This is a genomic window from Mycobacterium sp. NGS34 (genome assembly GCF_059812845.1).
On record NZ_JCALDM010000004.1, the window covers coordinates 14,474 to 27,300 of the forward strand.

14 protein-coding genes are annotated in these 12,827 nt (G+C 68.9%); 7 read left to right on the top strand and 7 right to left on the bottom strand.

Annotated features, from left to right (window positions below):
* Window positions 1–18: 18 nt before the first annotated feature.
* Entirely contained in the window at window positions 19–789 is a 771-nt protein-coding gene (locus AC5Y7V_RS11685) for a copper chaperone (protein ID WP_499880211.1), read from the bottom strand.
* Window positions 790–907: 118 nt separating this feature from the next.
* On the opposite strand from AC5Y7V_RS11685, the gene AC5Y7V_RS11690 reads away from it, so the two are divergent.
* The 3 genes from AC5Y7V_RS11690 (at window position 908) to AC5Y7V_RS11700 (ending at window position 4,020) form a co-directional block, all read left to right on the top strand.
* Window positions 908–1,279 (top strand): metal-sensitive transcriptional regulator, encoded by a 372-nt coding sequence (locus tag AC5Y7V_RS11690; protein WP_499880212.1) that lies wholly within the window; start codon window positions 908–910, stop codon window positions 1,277–1,279.
* A gap of 52 nt (window positions 1,280–1,331) precedes the next feature.
* Window positions 1,332–1,607: a DUF1490 family protein gene (locus AC5Y7V_RS11695; protein ID WP_156766927.1), complete on the top strand. Its 276-nt coding sequence runs from the start codon at window positions 1,332–1,334 to the stop codon at window positions 1,605–1,607.
* Between the two features lie 73 nt (window positions 1,608–1,680).
* Window positions 1,681–4,020: a copper-translocating P-type ATPase gene (locus tag AC5Y7V_RS11700; RefSeq protein ID WP_499880619.1), complete on the top strand. Its 2,340-nt coding sequence runs from the start codon at window positions 1,681–1,683 to the stop codon at window positions 4,018–4,020.
* 15 nt (window positions 4,021–4,035) lie between these two features.
* On the opposite strand, the gene AC5Y7V_RS11705 is transcribed toward AC5Y7V_RS11700, so the two are convergent.
* Complete coding sequence (locus tag AC5Y7V_RS11705; protein WP_499880213.1) at window positions 4,036–4,614, bottom strand: hypothetical protein; 579 nt, start codon at window positions 4,612–4,614, stop codon at window positions 4,036–4,038.
* Between the two features lie 113 nt (window positions 4,615–4,727).
* Here AC5Y7V_RS11705 and AC5Y7V_RS11710 point away from each other — a divergent pair, with 113 nt between their 5' ends.
* Complete coding sequence (locus tag AC5Y7V_RS11710; protein WP_499880214.1) at window positions 4,728–5,084, top strand: hypothetical protein; 357 nt, start codon at window positions 4,728–4,730, stop codon at window positions 5,082–5,084.
* A 6-nt stretch (window positions 5,085–5,090) separates the two neighbouring features.
* Here the strand turns inward: AC5Y7V_RS11710 and AC5Y7V_RS11715 are convergent, their stop codons facing one another.
* Window positions 5,091–6,923, bottom strand: coding sequence for a serine/threonine protein kinase PknE (locus AC5Y7V_RS11715; protein WP_499880215.1), 1,833 nt, complete (start codon window positions 6,921–6,923; stop codon window positions 5,091–5,093).
* A gap of 160 nt (window positions 6,924–7,083) precedes the next feature.
* Window positions 7,084–7,380 (bottom strand): hypothetical protein, encoded by a 297-nt coding sequence (locus AC5Y7V_RS11720; protein ID WP_499880620.1) that lies wholly within the window; start codon window positions 7,378–7,380, stop codon window positions 7,084–7,086.
* 282 nt (window positions 7,381–7,662) lie between these two features.
* Here AC5Y7V_RS11720 and AC5Y7V_RS11725 point away from each other — a divergent pair, with 282 nt between their 5' ends.
* The gene (locus AC5Y7V_RS11725; protein ID WP_499880216.1) at window positions 7,663–8,151 is read left to right on the top strand and encodes an SRPBCC family protein; all 489 of its coding nucleotides are present in this window, start codon (window positions 7,663–7,665) and stop codon (window positions 8,149–8,151) included.
* A gap of 8 nt (window positions 8,152–8,159) precedes the next feature.
* On the opposite strand, the gene AC5Y7V_RS11730 is transcribed toward AC5Y7V_RS11725, so the two are convergent.
* Genes AC5Y7V_RS11730 through AC5Y7V_RS11740 form a run of 3 tightly spaced genes read right to left on the bottom strand, consistent with a single transcriptional unit; the run spans window position 8,160 to window position 10,576 of the window.
* The gene (locus AC5Y7V_RS11730) at window positions 8,160–8,834 is read right to left on the bottom strand and encodes a pyrimidine reductase family protein (protein WP_499880217.1); all 675 of its coding nucleotides are present in this window, start codon (window positions 8,832–8,834) and stop codon (window positions 8,160–8,162) included.
* 1 nt (window position 8,835) lies between these two features.
* Window positions 8,836–9,333 carry a flavin reductase family protein gene (locus tag AC5Y7V_RS11735; protein WP_499880218.1) on the bottom strand — a complete coding sequence of 166 codons (498 nt, stop codon included), beginning with the start codon at window positions 9,331–9,333 and terminating at the stop codon, window positions 8,836–8,838.
* Window positions 9,334–9,337: 4 nt separating this feature from the next.
* Entirely contained in the window at window positions 9,338–10,576 is a 1,239-nt protein-coding gene (locus AC5Y7V_RS11740; RefSeq protein ID WP_499880219.1) for an APC family permease, read from the bottom strand.
* A 42-nt stretch (window positions 10,577–10,618) separates the two neighbouring features.
* Here AC5Y7V_RS11740 and AC5Y7V_RS11745 point away from each other — a divergent pair, with 42 nt between their 5' ends.
* Both AC5Y7V_RS11745 and AC5Y7V_RS11750 read left to right on the top strand, forming a co-directional pair.
* Window positions 10,619–11,356, top strand: a complete 738-nt coding sequence (locus tag AC5Y7V_RS11745) for an arsenate reductase/protein-tyrosine-phosphatase family protein (RefSeq protein ID WP_499880220.1) — start codon at window positions 10,619–10,621, stop codon at window positions 11,354–11,356.
* Complete coding sequence (locus tag AC5Y7V_RS11750; protein WP_499880221.1) at window positions 11,353–12,813, top strand: multicopper oxidase domain-containing protein; 1,461 nt, start codon at window positions 11,353–11,355, stop codon at window positions 12,811–12,813. The genes AC5Y7V_RS11745 and AC5Y7V_RS11750 overlap by 4 nt, the downstream gene beginning before the upstream one ends.
* Window positions 12,814–12,827 lie beyond the last annotated feature (14 nt).

Here is a 12,827-nt window from a genome sequence, read left to right on the forward strand (position 1 = left end):
CAGTGCTGGGTGTTCTGGTCAGACGAGATGACTGACAAACGCGGGGTGTACCAGTAGCGCTACACCGAGCACGAGAAGCGCCGCGGCGGTCACACGTCTCAGCTGATCTCCGAACGGAGCTACTTTTTCCAACCAGATCACCACGGCGACCCCCAGCATCCACGCCAATTGCATTGTGCCGAAGGCGATCAGCACCACCATCAGCAACCAACACGAGCCAACGCAATAGATGCCGTAGCGGCCCCCGGCAACAAATGATCCCGCGGGACCGTTGAGCTGGCCGCCGGGGCCCGCGGAAAGCGTTGCGGGCCAGCGGGAGTGCCGTAGGCAGGTCGCCTTGAGCGGTGTGAGCTGATGCAGCCCCGCGACGACCGCTGCGGCACCGGCGACGTGGCCGACCCATGGCCATGTGTGCAGCACCGGGTTCAGACGGGTCGACGCTATGAAGGCCGGTATCCCCACCGCGGTCCAGACGGCGAGGTATCCGACGACGAATATGACCGGCGAGGCGGCGCTGCCGGCGGCGGCGCCGGCGTAACCGCGAACGAGCGGCAGGACTCCGGGCAACATCATGGCCGCCATCATCGCGACCCAGGCGAGGAGGAACGCCGCGAACGGCATCGTGGACTGGGCACCCATCGACATCTGGTCGCCCATCGGCATCGCGTCGCCGCGCATGCGGTCGGCGCTGATCACCGACCACCACCAGCCCACGCCCGCCAGGCTCAGCAGCATCGCCGGCAGCCACACATCGGTCCACGACCAGCCGTTTTCTTGGCTGTTGTTCACTTCCACTCCCTTCGGTTGGCGCAAGCGTAAGAGGACGACGCGCATCGCGCGCGACGAGAAATCGCCGCTAGATCGGGGACACTACCCCACCCCGGGTGGGGTGGCGTATGCTGGCCCCATGCAACGTTGCGGAGAACAGGAATTGACAGCGAAAAAGCACTCGGCGCTGAACCGGTTGAAAACGGTTCGGGGTCACCTTGACGGGATCATCCGGATGGTCGAGTCTGACGCGTACTGCGTGGACGTGATGAAGCAGATCTCGGCGGTGCAGTCCTCGTTGGAGCGGGCGAATCGGGTGATGCTGCACAACCACCTGGAGACCTGCTTTTCGACGGCGGTGCTGGACGGGCGCGGGCAAGCAGCGATCGACGAGCTGGTCGACGCGCTCAAGTTCACGCCGGCATTGACCGGTCCGCAGGCGCACCTGAGCGGCGCCGCGGTGGGCGAACCAGCGGATGAGGCTCCGGCGATGACGGCGGGCCCGAGATGACGAAGTACACGCACCCCGGTGACGGGGCGACAGAAAGGGAACGTTCGAGATGATCGCATTGCATGGATTCGTGGCCAAGGCGGTCCCCACCGTGGTGACCGGTGCGGTCGGGGTCGCCGCGTACGGGGCGACACGCAAGGCGGTGGCGAAGTTTCCGCTGCGCGCCGCGACCGTAACCGTTACCGCCTGGGGCATGCGGGTCGCCCGGGAGGCCGAGCGCAAGGCCGGCGAGGGCGCGGAACGGGCTCGACTGACGGCGGCCGATGTGATCGCCGAGGCCAAAGAGCGCCTCGGAGAGGACGTCTCGCCGGTTGCGGTGACGGACTAGCGCGGCGATGGCCACTGACACGCTGTGCGACCCCGACGTCGCCCTCAAAGTCCTATCCGACGCCGCGGGCCGGATGCGCGTGCACGCCAACGGGTTTCGTTTCGATGCGGTCCGCGCCGTAGCGATCGAGGACACGGTCGGCAAGGTGGCCGGCGTGCGCGCGGTGTACGCCTATCCGCGGACGGCGTCGGTGGTGGTCTTGTATTCGCGCGAGGACTGCGACACCGCCGCGGTCTTGTCGGCGATTGCCGATGCCGAGCAAATCCCCGTCGACTTGGTGCCCGCGCGTGCCCCATATTCGGTGGACGCCGGCAATCCCGTTGTGGTTCGCACGATTACCCGCGGCATCCGTCGTTTCTTGGCTGGTGGGTCGGACGACAAGCCGGTGGCAAGTGGCGGCTGTGGCCAGGGACCGGTTTCGTCGTGTCATGCGTCGCCGGGCGAGGACAGCAGACAACAGCGGCGGAAGTGGCTGCGGCGCGTCTGGCTTGCCGTGCCGCTGGGATTGGTGTCGTTCGGCGTGATGACGTTTTTCCCCGCGTACTCGTGGGCGAGGTGGGTGGCCTTCGCCGCGACCGTACCGGTCCAATTCGTCTCTGGGTGGCCGATTCTCAAGGGGGCGGTGCAGCAGGCGCGCGCGTTGAGCGCGAACATGGACACGCTGATCACGCTGGGCACCATGACCGCCTTCGGTTACTCCATCTATCAGCTGTTCACCGGCGGACCCGTGTACTTCGACACCGCGGCATTGATCAGCGCATCCGTGGTGTTGGGCCGCTATTTCGAGGCCAGGGCCACCGGCAAGGCGTCTGAGGCGATCAGCAAGCTGCTGGAGATGGGCGCCAAGGAGGCCTGCCTGCTCGTCGATGGCCAGGAACTGCTCGTCCCAGTCGATCTCGTGCAAGTCGGCGACCTCGTGCGGGTGCGGCCCGGGGAGAAGATCCCCGTCGACGGTGAGATCGTCGACGGGCGCGCGGCCGTCGACGAAGCGATGCTCACCGGCGAGTCGGTGCCGGTCGAGAAAACGGTGGGCGACCGGGTGGCCGGGGCCACGGTCAACGTCGACGGCCTGTTGACCGTGCGCGCCACCGCTGTCGGGGCCGACACCGCGCTGGCCCAGATCGTGCGTCTGGTTGAGCAAGCGCAGGGCGGCAAGGCTCCGGTACAGCGGATGGTTGACCGGGTTTCGGCGGTGTTCGTGCCGGCCGTCGTCGGTGTTGCGGTCGCGACGTTTGCCGGATGGACGCTGTTCGCGGGAAACCCGTTGGGCGGCATGACTGCTGCGATCGCGGTTCTGATCACGGCGTGCCCGTGTGCCCTCGGCCTGGCCACCCCTACGGCGATCACGGTCGGCACGGGTCGCGGCGCGGACTTGGGAATCCTGGTCAAGGGCGGCGAGGTGCTCGAAGCATCCAGGAAGATCGACACCGTGGTCTTCGACAAGACCGGCACCCTCACGCGCGCCCAAATGCGACTCACGGACGTGATTCCCGGCAAGCGGCGCCAGCCGGATCCAGTGCTCAGGATCGCGGCCGCGGCCGAGTCGGGCTCCGAGCATCCGATCGGCGCGGCGATCGTCGCAGGCGCGCTCGAGCGGGGGTTGGCGATACCGCCCGCAACGGCATTCGCAAACCTTGCCGGCCACGGCGTGCGAGCCGAAATCGATGGCCAGGCCGTACTCGTCGGGCGGCGCAAGCTCATCCAGGATCATGGTTTGACGCTGCCCGAGCACCTGGCCGCGGCGGCGGCGGAACTGGAGGAGCGCGGCCGCACGGCGGTATTCGTCGGCCGCGACGGCCAGGTTGTCGGCGTGCTCGCGGTGGCCGACACGATCAAAGATGACGCCGTCGACGTGGTGCACCGGCTGCAGGCCATGGGGCTGCAGGTGGCCATGATCACCGGCGACAACGTGCGCACCGCGGCCGCAATCGCCAAGGAGGTCGGCATCGACCGAGTGCTGGCCGAGGTGTTGCCGGAAGACAAGGTATCCGCCGTTCGGCTGCTACAGGAAGAGGGCCATGTGGTCGCGATGGTGGGCGACGGCATCAACGATGCGCCCGCCCTGGTGCAGGCGGATCTGGGCATTGCCATTGGTACCGGCACCGACGTCGCCATCGAGGCCTCGGACATCACCCTGATATCCGACCGGCTCGACGGCGTCGTGCAGGCGATCGAACTGTCCAGGCAGACCCTCCGCACGATCTACCAAAACCTCTGGTGGGCGTTCGGCTACAACACGGCCGCGATTCCCCTTGCGGCGCTGGGACTACTGAGCCCCGTCATTGCGGGCGCCGCGATGGGACTCTCCTCGGTCAGCGTCGTGACAAACTCGCTGCGGCTACGCCGCGTCGGCGCCGACACCCGCCACGAGCCAGAACCGCACGGTCGACCCGCGCTGGCGCTGACCGGATGACATGTGGCCCGCACGCTATCCGGGCGGACCCATCATGCCGCCCGGTCCCATCATGCAGCCGCCCATCATCTGCTGCATCATGGCGGGCATTCCCTGCTCGACGAACCCGGTCACCTCTCGTGCGTGGGCGCGAATGGCGTCGGTGAGGGCGGGATCGTAGGAAGTCTCCTCGGCGGTCACACCCGTTGCGGTGAAGGTGAATTGGCGGCGATAGCCGTTCGCGCGGCGAAACAGCGTTGGCAGGCTCTGGCTCATGCATCTCACCTCCGTGCCTTGATCGAGGTGGGCGTACATGCTCGAGACATGCGCCTGGAGTTGGGCGGCAAGCTCCGGTGAGCTCGATTGGGTGGTGGTGCGTACCCCGCCCGGAATCTCTTCCACCGTGCGGCTGATTTCCCGGTGCCGCATGAACATCTCCATGTAGCGGCTCATGTCCACCGAACCCGCGCCCATGAAACCGCATCCGTCGGCGAGCCGGATACCCGCGGACGGCGACGCGACGATGCCGCGACGGGCCGCGTGCAGGCCGAACACGCTGCCCGCGCCCAGCGCACCGAGCGCGGCAAGCGCCGCCCGTCGGCTGAACTTGACCATGACGTTCCCTCCAAATCCGGAGTCGCTTCGCCAAGCTGACCAGACGCGGACCTGCCATGCTAGGGCCAATAGTCCCTACCCCCGAGGGGTATATGTATGCGAAGCTTCGAACCATGACAGACACACCTGAATCCACGATCGAACCGACCACCGTGAGTGAGCAACCCCGCTACGGCAACCGATACGGCGCGCCCAGCCGTCTGGGACAAGCCGCGGCGTGGGTCGTCATCGTCGCCGGTGTGGTGTTCATCGTCGGGTCGATCTTCTTCTGGGGACTGTTCCTGGGCTGGTCCTCCGGCGCCCACTCCGGCTGGCACCGGGGCTATTACGGCGGCCACGAGGGCAGCTGCCCGATGATGGGCTCGGGCGGAATGGGCGGCATGATGGGCCCGGGCGGCATGATGGGCCCGGGCGGAATGATGGGTCCGTCACAAACGCCCGCTCCGGCGACCCCGACGCCGCATCCCTAGCGCGGGCTACCCGAGCAGCTTGGTGAGCCAGGTCGGGTCCTGGTAGTTGATCGACCTGGTGCCGTCCCACACGAACGGCGTGCCGGTGGCGTTGAGTCCGGTGAGCGTCGCGTCCCCGGCCGCGGCCTTGGCCTTCGCGGTGCCGACGTCATCGCCGGCCTTGATGCAGTCGATCACGCTGGCGTCGACGCCGACGGTCTTGGCCAGCTGGGCCAGTTCGCCGTCGGTGCGGTCCTCGGGGGCATCCTCCGCGGGCTGGAAGGTGCTGGCGAACAGGCCCGAGTAGAAGTTCATGTAGAGCTTCGGATCATTCTGTCCCGCAACGCAATACGTCGCGGCCACCGCGCGTGACGAGTAGTTCTTGCTGTGCGACTTGTCGTCGAGGAAGTTGAGCAGGTGATAGCGCACCGCCAGCTTCTTGTTGTTCACCGCGCTGTCGATGTCGCCGGCGTTGGACCGGATGAAGCTGCCGCACGGCGGGCAGATCGGCTCGTTGAAGATGTCGATCGTCGTCGGGGCCGCCGAGCTGCCGATGGACACACCGTCGTCGAGCACCTTGAGCTCCACCGCGTCCGGCGGGGGCGCGGCCGACGTCGGCGTGGAGGTCCGGGTCGGCGGGGAGGAGGACTGCCAGGGATGGGCGGCGACGACGGCCAAGCCGACCACCACGGCGACCACCACCGCCACGGCGGCGCCGATCCACAGCAAGGGCTTCCGATTGCTCGGTGGCGGCTGCCCCCAGAGCGGCGCGCCGACGCTGCCCATGTCGCCCGTGCCCCAGGTGGGAGTGCCCGGCCACCCAGTCGGCTGCGGCACCGGCCCACCGCCGATCGGTGTCCCCGGGGCCGATCCGGTGGGCCACCCCGTAGCCTGCGGCGGCGCGTGGTTCGCCATGACGGAGGGGGGCATGGCCGCGAAACCGCTGGGCGGCTGGCCGGCGTACGCGGCCGGCAGCTTGGCCACCTGACTGCGCTCCAGAATGTCGGTGGCCCGATCCTGATCGGGCGTGGCCAGCGCGGCGTACGCGGCCGCCGACAGGTCACCGCAGGTGGCGTAGCGCGCCGCGGGATCCTTGGCCATGCCGCGGGCGATCACGCCGTCGAAGGCCACCGGAATGCTCGGACGCTTGGCGCTGGGGCGCGGGATCGCCTGGTTGAGGTGGGCCCCCATCACGCTGATGGTGTCGCCCGTGTATGGCGGGGAACCGGTCAGGCACTCAAACAAGACGCAGGCCAGGGCGTAGATGTCGGCCCGATAGGTGACTTCGGTTTCGCTGAACCGTTCCGGGGCCATGTATTTCACGGTGCCCACGGTGGTGCCGAACTGGGTGAGCTTTTCGTCGGACGTGGCGCTGGCGATCCCGAAATCGACGAGATACGCGAAGTCGTCGGCGCTGACGAGGATGTTCTCCGGTTTCACGTCGCGGTGCATCACCCCGGCGGCGTGCGCGGCGTCGAGCGCCGAGCCGATCTGGCGCACGATCGCCACCGCCCGCGGCGGGGCCAGCGGCCCGAATCGGCTCAGCGTCGCGGCCAGGTTGTTGCCGTCGATCAGGCGCATGTCGACGTAGAGCTGCCCGTCGATTTCGCCGAAGTCGTGGATCGGCACGACGTGCGGTTCCTGCAGCCGCCCCGCGGTGCGGGCCTCGCGCTGCATGCGCGAGCGGAAGACCGGATCGCTGGACAGCGTCTGCGACATCAGCTTGAGCGCCACGATGCGTTCCCGCACGGTGTCCTCGGCCTCGTAGACGTCGCCCATGCCGCCGCGGCCGACCAGCCGCCGCAGCCGATACGGCCCGAACTGCGAGCCCTCCCGCGAATCCGCGGTCGTGTCACCCATCGCCGACTCCTCACCCGCCGCCACGCGCCGCAAAATCCACACCGAAGCGCGGCGTGCCAGGCATAAGGCTAATGGTTCGGGCAACCGCGGGGCACGCTGAATTGCCAGAAAGCCAGCTAATTCCCGGTCGGCTGGCTACGAACTCCGGGGTCGGCGGGGATCACCGCCATTCCTCGTCACCGGTCTTTTCGCTGAGCCCCTCCCGTGACAGCGCCCGGACGAAGCCGTAGGCCTGCATTCCCGCCGGGCCGGGGTTTCTGACGATCCAGTCGTTGATCTTTCCCAGGGCCGAGGCCAAATCGTCACGCCTGACCCGGATCAGGTAGGTCTTGCGGTCGTCCTGCGGATCGTCGATCGACTCGGCGACGGCGACGGGGTTGCGGAACGCGTAGGCGATCCCGTGCACGGAATCGTTGTTCAGTGCCCATGAAAGCTCGCTGGGCCGCAGCCGGTTCACCGCCAGGTTGCGGTATTCGTCCTCGCCGTTTGAGTCGCTCACGTCGCCGGCCAACCTCCTCTGTGTGCCCGCGAGAAGAAGTCGGACGGCGATGGACTGAAGATTGTGTCGCGCAGGCAATTCGATGAAATTTTTCCCAAGCTTTCATCATAGGAAGCCCCGCGCGTCGCTGCATGCCGAGCAGGCGTCCAGCAATCGCGACCGCACTGACGCCGACCCGCCGCGGCGACGTAGAGTAACCGGCGAGGCAAATCAGGTTGTCTGCGCCGGATGCGAGGACCCATGACCGAAGAACGCATCGAGACCCGCCGCACCATCGGAGCCCCGGCCACCGACATCTTCGCGGTGCTGTGCGACCCGCAGGGCCACGTGTCCATCGACTCCTCGGGCATGCTCCAGGACGCCGAGGGGGACCCGGTTAGGGGCGTCGGCGACAGCTTCGTGGTGCACATGGACCGCGAGTCGCTCAACGACTATCCGCAACTCGGCAAATACGACGTCACCGTCGACATCAAGGAGTTCGAGAAGGATCGGCTAATTTCGTGGACGATTCTCGGCCAGCTCCGTCCGCAGATCGGCCACGTCTACGGCTACCGGCTCGAGCCGGCCGACGACGGCGCGTCCACCGTGGTCACCTCGTTCTATGACTGGTCGAACATCGACCCGCAGTGGCGCGACGCCGGGATTTTTCCGGTGCTCTCCGAGGGTGCGCTGCGGGCAACGCTGGGCATTCTCGACCGCACGGTCCGCCGAGGCTATTCCCGGGGCTGACCGCCCGCTCAGCGGCGATACTTCAGGAACACGTAGTCGTCGTAGGCCAGGGCGTGCTCGAGCCGCATCTCGACCGGCACCGACAGCCGTGCGGGCCGCCGGGTGCCGACGGGCTGGCTCCCCGCGAGCTTGGGGGCCAGCGTCACGCAGATTTCGGTGACGGCGTCGGCCTCCACCAGCTCGTCGAGCAGGGTCGGCCCGCCCTCGCACAGGATGCGGTCCATGCCCTGGGCGCGCAGCAGGTCGACGGCGCGCGCCACGTCGACGGAGTCCTCGCCGGCCACCATGATCCGCCGGCGCGCGTCGTCGCGGGCGGCCCAGCGCGCGCAGGTCACCAGGATCGGGGGCTGGTCGGGATCGCTGAACAGCCTGGCGGGCAGGTCGCCCGTGCGGGTGATCACGGCGATCGGCGGCGGGGCGTCCCGGTGCGCGTCGACGAGCCGCACCGGCCCGTAGTTCTCGGCGCGCGCCGTGCCCGCGCCGACCAGAACCACGTCCGCGAAGCCGCGCAGGATCCTGAGCAGCCGTTGATCGGCGGGACAGGACAGCGGCCCGGCGCGACCGGTGAACGCCGCGGCGCCGTCGGCGCTGAAGATCATGTTGGCGCGCACGCCCGGTGGGGGATCGGCGTAGAACGACGCGAGTTCGGCGATGTCGCCGACGGCGCCCACCCGGGGCGTCACCTCAGGCCTCGTGGCCCGGTTCCAGGTGGCGGACGTCGCCGAAGGACACCCACTGCTCGAGCTCTCGCGGCGGTTGGCCGTCCACCGGTTCGATCAGGTGCCCGACGTGGTCGCCGAGGGGGAAGCGGTCGAGGATCTCGCCGGCGAACCAGGCGGCCGCCTCGTCGAGAATGGGCAACTGCGCCGGGCCGCGGTGCCAGGAGCAGCGGTCGAACTTGTTGATCTCGTCGCCGGTCTGGCTGCCGAACAACTCCGCGACGTCGAGGTGCTCGTGGTCGAACACGTGCACCGCCAGGTGGCTGGCGTCCGCGGCCACCCGGAACGTGTGGTTCTTCGTGGACAACCCGACCAAAAACCGCGGCGGGTGGATGCTGGTTTGGCTGGCGAAACCGACCAGGCAGCCGGCGTCGACGCCGCCGGCGTGGGTGGTTACCACGAACATCGGATAGTTCAGCAGCGCCACCAGCTTTTCGAATGCGTCTGTTCCGGGCTCGTTCACCCGCTCAGTCTTCCCGTTCGGACCGCCGGGGAATCGCGCACGCCGCGGCACCGATGCCCAGCACCGCCGCCCCGGACAGCACCGAGGACAGCGGCAGCGCGCACGCCAGCACCACGCACCCGACCAGCCCGACCACCGGGATCGCGCGCGGCGGGCGGCCCTCGTCGGGCCGGAGCGTGAACGCCGAGGCGTTGGCGACCGCGTAGTAGATGAGCACCGCGAACGAGGAAAAACCGATCGCCCCCCGCAGGTCGGCGGTCGCGGCCAACACCGCCACCACGACGCCGATCAGCAGTTCGGCGCGGTGTGGGACGCCGAACCTGGGGTGCACCGCGGCGAGCACGTGGGGGAGGTGATGGTCGCGCGCCATCGCCAGGGTGGTCCGCGAGACCCCCAGGATCAGCGCCAGCAGCGAGCCCAGCGCCGCGACCGCCGCACCCACCTGCACGACCGGCGCCAGCCAGGCCATCCCCGCCACCCGCACCGCCTCGGACAGCGGCGCGGACGCCTCGGCCAGGCGCCGCGGCCCCAACGCGGCGAGCGCCGCGACGGCCACCAGCGCGTAGACGACCAGCGCGATCGCCAGCGCCAGCGGGATGGCCCGGGGGATGGTGCGCGCCGGGTCGCGGACCTCCTCGCCCAGCGTGGCGATCCGCGCGTAGCCGGCGAAGGCGAAAAACAGCAGTCCCGCCGCCTGGACCACGCCGCCGGCGGTGACGCCCGCCATGTGCAGCCGCTCGGCGTCGACGCCGGGGGAGGTGAAGACGGCGACGACGACCGCGGCCAGCACCGCCAGGACCACCGCGACGATGATCCGGGTCAGCCACGCCGACTTCTGCACCCCGACGTAGTTCACCGCCGTCAGCGCGACCACCGCGGCGACGGCCACGGCGTGCGCCTGCGCCGGCCACGCGTAGGCGCCGACGGTCAGGGCCATGGCCGCGCACGAGGCGGTCTTGCCGACCACGAAGCCCCAACCCGCCAGATAGCCCCAAAAGTCGCCGAGCCGTTTGCGGCCGTACAGGTAGGTGCCGCCGGAGGCGGGGTAGAGCGCGGCCAGCCGCGCGGAGGAGGTGGCGTTGCAGTAGGCCACCACCGCCGCCAACGCGAGGCCCAGCAGCAGCCCAGAGCCGGCGGCGCGTGCCGCGGGGCCCAGCGCCGCGAAGATGCCGGCGCCGATCATCGAGCCCAGCCCGATCACCACCGCGTCGAACAGGCCCAGGGTCCGGCGGAGCTCGCTCACGCGCCCAAACCTATCAAACCAGTTTGATGTATTGTCCGAATGGTGACGGCAACCAAGCGGGCGAAAGTTCCCCCGCTGATGCAGATGGCGTCCCACCCCGTGCGGTGGGCGTTGCTGGCCGAGCTCGCCGCCGGCGACCACCGGGTACGCGAATTGGCCGCCGCCGTCGACGAGCCGCAAAACCTGGTGTCGTATCACCTGCGGCTGCTGCGCTCGGCGGGGCTGATCGACGCGCGGCGCAGCAATTTCGATGCCCGCGACACCTACTACCACCTGAACCTGGCGAGGTGCGCGGCGCAATTCGCCGGGGCGGCAAGCGCTTTGCATCCGGCCCTCGCGCCCGCTGCCACGAGCCGGGCGGCCGGGTCGGTGCTGTTCTTGTGTTCCGGCAACAGTGCGCGCTCGCCGATGGCCGAGGCGCTGCTGCGGAAGAAGGGCGCGGGCCGCGTCCGGGCCGCGAGCGCGGGCAGCCATCCCAAACCGCGGATTCACCCGAACGCGGTGCGGATCATGCGCGACCTGTACGACATCGACCTCGGGGGCGGCCGGCCCCGGCCGTTGGCCGCGGTCGCCCGTCGCCGCTTCGATTGCGTGATCACGCTGTGCGACAAGGTCCGCGAATACGCCGACGAGCACGGCGTGGCCACCACGATGCACTGGAGCCTGCCGGACCCGTCCGCCGCGGGCCGGGCGAGCTACCCCGAATTCCGACGTGTGGCAAGCGAATTGAACGACCGCATCGACTTCCTGCTGCCGACCCTCGCGGCGGAGCGACGATGAACCGCCGTCGATTCCTCGGCGGGTTGGCGTTGGTCACCGCCGGCGGTGCCGCGGCGGCATGTTCACCAACGACGCCGCCCGGACCGCCCACCGGCAAGCCCGATTACACGCTGCGGATCGGCACCGGAAAGGTGGAGCTGGCGCCCGACCGCATCGAGTCGACCTTGACCTACAACGGCCAATTCCCGGGTCCCTTGCTGCGGTTCAAGGAGGGGCAACGCACGTCGGTCGACATCTTCAACGACACCGATGCCCCCGAGCAGCTGCACTGGCACGGGCAGCACGTGGGCGTCGACGTCGACGGCTCGGCCGAAGAGGGCACCCCCGACATCCCGGCGCACGGCATGCGACGCATTTCGTTTGTGCCCGGCCCGGCGGGCTTCCGCTTCTATCACACCCACGTGGTGCCGCGCGCCGACCTGTCCCGCGGCCAGTACAGCGGCCTCGTCGGCCCGGTCTACATCGAACCCAGTCAGAACCCGGGCGCCTACGACCAAGAGATCTTCCTGACGCTCAAGGAGTTCGAGCCCAGTTTCAGCCGCGGGGGCGACATGGCCAGCGATTTCCTGGCCGGTGAACCGGACGCCGACCTCAAGGACAAGGGCGAGGCGTCGATGGCGGCCTCGCTGGCGCGCGGCGAGCCGAAGGGCTTCGAGGTCAGCTACGGAGCGTTCGCCGTCAACGGGCGCATGCTGGGCCACGGCGACCCCATCCGCGTCCGGCCCGGGCAGCGGGTGCTGTTGCATGTCCTCAACGGCAGCGCCACCGAATCCCGCAGCCTGGCCCTGCCCGGGCACACCTTCAACGTTGTCGCGCTGGACGGCAACCCGGTGCCCAATCCGGCGTCGGTGCCGGTGCTGTGGCTCGGTGCGGCCGAACGCATTTCGGCGGTCGTCGACATGACCAACCCCGGTGTGTGGGTGCTCGGTGACCTGTCCGACGACGACCGTGGCCACGGCATGGGCGTGGTGGTGGAATACGCAGGGCGGGGCGGCGATCCGCAGTGGGCGGCGCCCGCGCCGTTCAAGTGGGATTACCGGCTGTTCGCGCCGCCCAACCCCGCGCCGGCGCCGGCGCCGGAACGCACCATCGAGATGCTGATCGAGAAGCGCAACGCCGCGGACAACGGCTTCAACGTCTGGATGTTCAACGGCACGGCGTTTTCAATGGACACCAATCAGCCCGTGCTGGATCTGCAGCGCGACAAGCGTTATCGGATCCGGTTCCGCAACGCCACCGACGACCTGCACCCGATGCACCTGCACCGCCACACCTTCGAAATCACCCGCATCGCCGGAACACCAACCGCCGGGGTGCGCAAGGACGTCGCGATGCTGGGCGGCTTCCAAAGCATGGAGATCGACTTCGTCACCGATCAGCCAGGCCTGTCGCTGCTGCACTGCCATCAGCAGATCCACATGGACTACGGGCTCATGTTGCTGCTCAACAGCCACTGATCCGCGCGGCGTGC